Source organism: Gulosibacter sediminis (assembly GCF_014904065.1).
Lineage (GTDB): Bacteria > Actinomycetota > Actinomycetes > Actinomycetales > Microbacteriaceae > Gulosibacter > Gulosibacter sediminis.
In genome coordinates, this window is record NZ_JACXJG010000019.1 from 48,119 (window position 1) to 55,609 (window position 7,491).

The window sequence follows — 7,491 nt, forward strand, 5'->3', positions numbered from 1 at the left end:
GTAGGGTGAGCGGGTGCCGAGTGCTGCTGAGATTCTTGAGTTTGCCGACGACGAGCCGCCCTCGGGGGAGTCGCCGTGGGTGGTGCCGCAGACGCGCGATCCGATCGTCGTCGCCGAGCCCGACCCNTGGCCGCGACGGTTCGACGAACTCGCCGCGCGCATCCGAACTGCTCTTGGCGGGCGCGTGCTCGCGCTTGAGCACGTCGGGTCGACTTCGGTGCCGGAGCTGCCCGCGAAGCCGGTGATCGACGCCGACCTCATCGTGGCCGATCCGGGGGATGAGGCGGGCTGGCTGCCAGCGCTCGAGGGTGCCGGATTCGTGCTCACCGTGCGCGAACCCTGGTGGCACGAGCATCGCCTCGTGAAACACGCGAACCCGGTGGCGAACGTGCACGTCTTCTCGCCGGACTCACCCGAACCGTGGAAGCATCGCATTTTTCGCGACCACCTGCGCCGCGACGACGTCGACCGGGAGCGCTACGCCGAAGTGAAGCGTGCGGCGTCGCGCATCGCCACCGCCGGCGCCGAAACGGTCATGGAGTACAACGCCCGCAAGCAGGCGTGCATCCGCGACATCTACGCGCGCGCCTTCGCCGCAGCCGGGTACTAGCGAACGAGCCGTGCACGAACGGCGCCGCAGGTGTTCGGCTCATCCAAGGTATCGCGGGCGCCGAGACGCTCGATATCATCACCGTCGAAGACCGCGAGCTGCACCTCGTGCGCAGGAATGAATGGGTGTGCCTGCTGCCGGGCGACTCGGCCGGGCGGCGAGGCACCGCGCATGCGTGGAGCAACCGCACCTCCAAGCTGGTCTTGCTCGTCTCGGTCATGATGAGTGACAGCAGGTCAGCGACCAGTAGCGTCGCCTGGGGTGCGCAAGCGGATGCGCGGGGTGAGCGTGTGACTGGCCAGGGTGCCTGTGTTGTCGGCTAGGTCGCGGATTCGCTTGCACGATACTCGTGCAGCGCATCCAGTAGACGTTCGGCGCGCGCAGAGGTGCCAAACTCGCTCGGGCTGACGCCCGCATCTCCGGTGCCGTCGACCTGTGCGTTATAGGCGATGCCGTCGCCGAGCNTGGATTACGACGACCGTGAGATCATCCCCGAGTTCGTCACGGATGAGGTCGGCCCAGCGGTCCCGCCCGCGCTGCAGCGTCTCGCGAATTTCGTCGGTGCTCGTGTTCTCGATCGCCACCAGCGCGGCGGTGATGCGTTCGAGCTCACTCAGATAGTCGGATGAGGTGCGAAGGTACCAGCGCGCGGGCGACTCGCCGGAGGCCTGCAGCTCTTCGATCTCGAGATGGAGTTGCTGGAGGTAGAACTCGGCGAGCCCGTGCCGAAGCTTGCGCTGGCTAGGAAAGTGATAGAGCAGCCCACCCTTCGAGACGCCGGCGCGGGCGGCTACGGCATCGAGGGTAGCGGCGCGTTCGCCCTCTTCGAGTACGAGATCGGTGTAGGCGATGAGGAGGTCGCGACGTCGGTTTCGCTCGGTGCCGGCTGCGGGTGCTGCTCCTGGCGAAGTCATTGCGACAGTCTACTGGCGTGGGGGTGGCGAACTCCCGGCCTCATACTGTACCGTCTGGACGGTAGGGAGAGGGTGCAGTCGTCCGTCCGGCCCCTTGCCGGGATGCACCCGTGACACCGATGCACGACCGTATAGCTCGCTCATTCTGGATCGACCGCGCACCGAAGCGCGTCGCGCAGCCGTCGCTGCACGGCAATCAGCACACCGACCTGCTCATCATCGGCGGCGGTTACACCGGCCTGTGGACGGCCTTGCTCGCCGCCGAACGCGAGCCTGGCCGCCGCATCACCCTGCTCGAGGGAGGCACGATCGGCCATGCTGCGAGTGGCCGCAACGGCGGTTTCGTCGAGCCGAGCATCAGTCACGGCATCGGCAATGCGCTGGAACGCTGGCCAGATCAGGCGAGTGAGATCGCGCGCATTAGCGAAGACAACTTTGCGGCCATGCGAGCCGACATCCAGCGGCTTGGCATCGACTGCGACTGGTCCGAGGCAGGCAACCTCACGTTTGCCCGCACCCAGTGGCAAGCGGATGCGCTTGAGGAGTTCGCGCCCGAGGCGACCGCCCACGGCGAGCCGACCACCTTCATCGGTGCCGACCGCATCGGCGAGTTCACGAAGTCGCCGGCGTACGTCGCGGCGACCCACACCTCGGCCGGTGCGACGGTCGACCCGTACAAGCTCGCGCTTGGACTGCTGGATGCGGTGCTCGCAGCGGGTGTCGAGGTCTGCGAACACAGCGTCGTGCGCCGACTCGACCACGCGAGCGAGTTGCGGGCGCACACCGAACGGGGGAGCATCCGCGCGAAGCAGGTCGTGCTCGCGACGAACGCGTATCCGTCGCTCCTGCGCCGACTCGCGGGTGTCACCGTGCCGGTGTACGACTACGCGCTCATGACCGAGCCACTCAGCGAAGAGCAGTTTGCGAGCATCGGTTGGACCGGGCAGGAGGGGCTCTCGGATGCGGGCAACCAGTTCCACTACTACCGCAAGACCGACGACGGCCGGATCCTCTGGGGCGGCTACGACGCCGTCTACTACTTTGGCTCGCGCCGCAGCGAGGCACTGACGCAGCGGGCCGAGACGTTCGCGACGCTCGAGCGCAACTTCTTCGCGACCTACCCGCAACTGCGCGGGGTGCGATTCACGCATCAGTGGGGCGGCATGATCGACACCTCGACGCAGTTCTGCGTGACGAGTGACGTTGTCTCGCGCGGGCGGATCGCGTACGCGGTCGGGTTCACGGGCCTCGGCGTCGCGGCCACGCGCTTCGGCGCGCAGGTCATGCTCGACCAGCTGGCGGGGGAGCAGACCGACCGCCTCGCGCTCGACCTCGTGCGCAAGCATCCGCTGCGGTTCCCGCCCGAGCCCGCCCGCGCGTTGGGCGTGAACATTTCGCGCCGGTCGATGGCGCGCGAGGATGAAACGGGGCGGCGAAACCTCTGGCTGCGCACCATGGATGCGGTCGGGCTCGGCTTCGATTCGTAGTGTGTTCACCGCGGGCGGAATCGAATGGCTGGGGCCTGTGTTTACACCCGGGTCGGCCCTCCACTCGGGCTAGACTCGTCGCGACAAGGAGGAGCGTTTCTATGGGTGATCACCTGCTCACGCACGTGGAGGCAATCAACTGGAACCGGATCCAGGATGATAAAGATCTTGAGGTCTGGAACCGGCTGACCAACAACTTCTGGCTGCCCGAGAAGGTGCCGCTGTCGAACGACATTCAGTCGTGGGCGACGCTGACCGAAGACGAGCAGCGCCTCACGATGCGCGTGTTCACGGGGCTCACCCTGCTTGACACGCTGCAGGGCACCGTGGGTGCAATCTCACTGATTCCCGACGCCGTGACCTCGCACGAGGAGGCCGTCTACACGAACATCGCGTTCATGGAGTCGGTGCACGCGAAGAGCTACTCGTCGATCTTCTCGACGCTCGCGAACACGCCGCAGATCGACGACGCGTTCCGCTGGTCGCGTGAGAACCCGCTGCTCCAGAAGAAGGCGCAGATCGTGCTCGACCACTACCACGGTGACGACCCGCTGAAGAAGAAGGTCGCCTCGACGCTGCTCGAGTCGTTCCTCTTCTACTCGGGCTTCTACCTGCCGATGTACTGGTCGTCGCACGCGAAGCTCACGAACACGGCCGATCTCATTCGCCTCATCATTCGCGACGAGGCCGTGCACGGGTACTACATCGGCTACAAGTACCAGCAGGGGCTCGAGCGCGAATCGCAGGAGCGTCGCGACGAGCTCAAGGACTGGACCTTCGGGCTCATGTACGAGCTTTACGAGAACGAGGTTGCCTACACGCACGACCTCTATGACGGGGTCGGCTGGTCAGAGGATGTCAAGAAGTTCCTCCACTACAACGCGAACAAGGCATTGATGAACCTCGGCTACGAGGCGATGTTCCCGTCGACCGTGACCGACGTGAACCCGGCGATCCTGTCGGCGCTCTCGCCGAACGCCGACGAGAACCACGACTTCTTCTCGGGGTCGGGCTCGTCCTACGTCATCGGCAAGGCCGAAAACACCGAAGACGACGACTGGGCCTTCTAACCCTTCCCGAAACACAGTTGAGTGGTCAGTTNTCTTCGGGCTGTGGTCGGGGATGCGTGGGGAGGGTGTGCGCTTAGCCGAGCAGCTCGACGCCGAAGCGGGTGACGACGTTTCGTAGTTCTGCGAGGTACCGCTGTGCCTGCTCGGTGAGTGGGATCGAGGAATGGCTGATCCAGCCGATCTCGATTCGTTCGTCAACGGCGAGGGGAATGGCGACGATTTCCGGGTCGAGGTCGTCGCTGATGAGGCCGGTCGAGATCGTGTACCCGTCGAGCCCGATCATGAGGTTGAAGATCGTTGCGCGATCAGAGACCCGAATATCTTGTTTGCTCGATAGCGTCGAGAGGATCTCCTCGGCGAAGTAGAACGAGTTGTTCGCGCCCTGGTCGAAGGTGAGCCGTGGCAGATCAGCAATGTCGTCGAGGGTCACGCGATCGCGGGATGCGAGGGGATTCTTCCGCGCAATGAAGATGTGCGGCGTGGCAAGAAAGAGCGGATGGAACGCGAGCCCGGAATCCCGCAGCAGTTTTTCAATGACTTTCCGGTTGAAGTCATTCCGATAGAGAATCCCGAGTTCGCTTCGGAGCGTCCGGACGTCTTCGATGATGTCCCACGTGCGTGTCTCACGTAGCGAAAACTCGTACTCGGCAGCGCTGGTGGACTTCACCATCTGCACGAACGCGTCAACCACGAACGAGTAGTGCTGCGCCGACACTCCGAGCAACCGCCGCGACGGCGGCCGCCCGAGGTACCGCTGCTCGAGGAGTGACATCTGCTCGACAACCTGCCGGGCGTATCCGAGGAACTCCGCGCCATCCTCGGTGAGCGTCACGCCGCGCGTCGACCGGAGGAGCAATGGGCGCCCCGCTCGCGACTCAAGATCCTTCATCGCGGCTGACAACGTTGGCTGCGCGACATAGAGCAAGTCAGCGGCAGCGGTGATCGATCCCTCGGCCGCGACCTCGATGAAGTAGTGCAGCTGCTGCAGCGTGATGCCCTTCGAACTCGTGGTCATAGCTAAAGGCTATAGGAGTCCATAGGTGCCGCAAGTTACTTGATGGCACCTTTGTGCCTGCAGTATGGATGCATCGACTTCCGCAAGGCCGAGCCCGGCCGATCACGCGCCCAGATTGGACGGACATGACGAACGAGTTCACGTTCAAGATTTCCACCACCCGATTCGACGAGGACTACGCTCCGTCGGAGAACTCGAGGATCACCACGAACTTCGCGAATTTGGCGCGAGGCGAGCACCGGCATCAGAATCTCCGCAACACATTGACGATGATCAACCGTCGGTTCAATGATCTTGCGGAGTGGGACAACGGGAACCAGGATCGCTACGAGGTTGAGTTGGAGATCGTGTCAGCGGACTTGCAGTTCACTGCAGCCGATCAGGACCAGCAGTTTCCATTTCTGGAGATCCTCGATGTCCAAATCCTCGACCGGCTGTCTGGCGTTCGGCACCCGGGGATTGTTGGCAATAACTTCTCTTCCTACATTCGCGACTACGACTTCAGCGTGCGGCTCCCGGCTGCCAACAAGGGTGCAACGGAATTCACCGTTCCCGATGACTTCGGCGATGTGCACGGCAAGCTCTTCCAACACTTCCTTGACTCCGCGGTTTACCAAGAGCGCTTCCTCGGCTCGCCCGTCATCTGCATCAGCGTTTCGACGAGCAGGACATATCGCCGCACCGAGAATCACCACCCGATTCTCGGCGTCGAGTATCAGCAGAACGACTATTCCCTGACCGACGACTACTTCGGGAAGATGGGCCTGCAGGTGCGGTATTTCATGCCGCGAGGCACCGTCGCCCCGCTCGCGTTCTATTTCCGCGGCGACCTGCTCAACGACTACTCCAACCTGCAGCTCATCGGCACGATCAGCACGATGGAGACTTTCCAAAAGATCTATCGCCCAGAGATTTACAACGCGAATTCGGCCGCCGCGGGAATTTACCGCCCGTCGCTGGATTCGCAGGACTTCTCCAAGACGCTCATTGATTACGATCGCGTCGAGCGGAGCGAGCTGGCGACCAAGCAGGGCAAGTTCACCGAGGAACACCTCATGAAGCCGCACGGAGCGGCGCTCGAACAGTTTGCCGCCAACGTCCCTGTCCTCGTGTAATGACCGCCGGAGTTCACTCGAATATGCCAAAGCTTCTCCCCACCGCAACCGTCGGCAGCTTGCCAAAGCCGTCGTGGCTCGCACAGCCGGAAACGCTCTGGTCGCCTTGGAATCTCCAGGGGGATGCGCTGGCCGAGGGCAAGCAGGATGCGTTGCGGATCGCCGCCCATGAGCAGGCCCGCCGCGGCATCGACATCATCAGCGATGGTGAGCAGACCCGACAGCACTTCGTCACGACATTCATCGAACATCTCAGCGGGGTCGACTTCGAGCGCCGCGAGACCGTGCGCATCCGGAACCGCTATGACGCGAGCGTACCGACCGTGGTGGGTGCGGTGAGCCGAGACGCCTCCGTCTTCGTCGAGGATGCGCGCTTCCTGCGCCAGCAGACTGATCAGCCGATCAAGTGGGCGCTGCCCGGGCCGATGACCATGATCGACACGCTTGCGGATCGGCACTACAAGAGCCGAGAGAAGCTCGCGTGGGAATTCGCGACGATCCTCAACGAGGAGGCGAAAGAACTCGAGGCGGCGGGCGTTGACATCATTCAATTCGACGAGCCAGCGTTCAACGTGTTCTTCGACGACGTGCGCGATTGGGGCATTGCGGCACTGGAACGGGCCGCCGAAGGACTCCGCGCCGAGACTGCTGTGCATATCTGCTACGGCTATGGCATCAAGGCGAACACCGACTGGAAGGCGACGCTAGGGTCCGAGTGGCGGCAGTACGAGGAGTTCATCCCGCTGCTGCAGCAGTCCAGCATCGATATCGTTTCGCTAGAGTGTCACAACTCCCACGTCCCGCTTGACCTCATCGAACTCATCCGTGGCAAGAAGGTCATGGTGGGGGCCATAGATGTCGCGAACGAAACGATCGAGACGCCGGAAGAAGTGGCCGCGACGCTTCGGGCAGCGCTCCAGTTTGTGGATGCGGACAAGCTCATCCCCAGCACCAACTGCGGCATGGCCCCCTTCCCGCGCGACGTCGCACTCGCGAAGCTGAGTGCCCTGAACGCGGGCGCAGAAATCGTGCGCGCCGAGCTCCCCGGCAGTACGGCATAACTCGCTTTCCGCTGAAGGGGCTTCGCTCCGTGCCTCCAGTCGCAGCCACCGGAGGAATGTCCCTGCGACTACCGGAAAGTTGAGGCAGCATCGTCTGCTTCGCAGTGGCATGCAGAGCGCACGCCAGCCGCATACGTCGAAGTGATTCGCGTGATTTTGGGGTCTAGCGTGAGTACTGAGCCTTCTGGCGGGGGCAAAGGGGTCTGCTGCACGGATAGG

The 7,491-nt window shown here is 63.4% G+C and carries 7 protein-coding genes; 5 read left to right on the top strand and 2 right to left on the bottom strand.

Going from position 1 to position 7,491, the window contains the following annotated elements:
* Window positions 1–82: 82 nt before the first annotated feature.
* Window positions 83–610 (top strand): GrpB family protein, encoded by a 528-nt coding sequence (locus tag ID132_RS10470; RefSeq protein WP_459562479.1) that lies wholly within the window; start codon window positions 83–85, stop codon window positions 608–610.
* Window positions 611–1,050: 440 nt separating this feature from the next.
* Here ID132_RS10470 and ID132_RS10480 read toward each other — a convergent pair whose 3' ends face one another.
* Window positions 1,051–1,524: a TetR/AcrR family transcriptional regulator gene (locus ID132_RS10480; RefSeq protein ID WP_193128559.1), complete on the bottom strand. Its 474-nt coding sequence runs from the start codon at window positions 1,522–1,524 to the stop codon at window positions 1,051–1,053.
* Window positions 1,525–1,643: 119 nt separating this feature from the next.
* Here ID132_RS10480 and ID132_RS10485 point away from each other — a divergent pair, with 119 nt between their 5' ends.
* Together ID132_RS10485 and nrdF are read left to right on the top strand one after the other, a co-directional pair.
* Window positions 1,644–3,011 carry an NAD(P)/FAD-dependent oxidoreductase gene (locus ID132_RS10485; RefSeq protein WP_125106362.1) on the top strand — a complete coding sequence of 456 codons (1,368 nt, stop codon included), beginning with the start codon at window positions 1,644–1,646 and terminating at the stop codon, window positions 3,009–3,011.
* Between the two features lie 101 nt (window positions 3,012–3,112).
* Window positions 3,113–4,081, top strand: a complete 969-nt coding sequence (gene nrdF, locus ID132_RS10490; protein ID WP_125106361.1) for a class 1b ribonucleoside-diphosphate reductase subunit beta — start codon at window positions 3,113–3,115, stop codon at window positions 4,079–4,081.
* Window positions 4,082–4,154: 73 nt separating this feature from the next.
* On the opposite strand, the gene ID132_RS10495 is transcribed toward nrdF, so the two are convergent.
* Window positions 4,155–5,096 (bottom strand): LysR family transcriptional regulator, encoded by a 942-nt coding sequence (locus ID132_RS10495; RefSeq protein WP_125106360.1) that lies wholly within the window; start codon window positions 5,094–5,096, stop codon window positions 4,155–4,157.
* A 125-nt stretch (window positions 5,097–5,221) separates the two neighbouring features.
* Between ID132_RS10495 and ID132_RS10500 the strand changes: the two genes are divergently transcribed.
* Complete coding sequence (locus tag ID132_RS10500; protein ID WP_125106359.1) at window positions 5,222–6,211, top strand: putative oxygenase MesX; 990 nt, start codon at window positions 5,222–5,224, stop codon at window positions 6,209–6,211.
* Between the two features lie 23 nt (window positions 6,212–6,234).
* Window positions 6,235–7,272 carry a methionine synthase gene (locus ID132_RS10505; RefSeq protein ID WP_125107395.1) on the top strand — a complete coding sequence of 346 codons (1,038 nt, stop codon included), beginning with the start codon at window positions 6,235–6,237 and terminating at the stop codon, window positions 7,270–7,272.
* Window positions 7,273–7,491 lie beyond the last annotated feature (219 nt).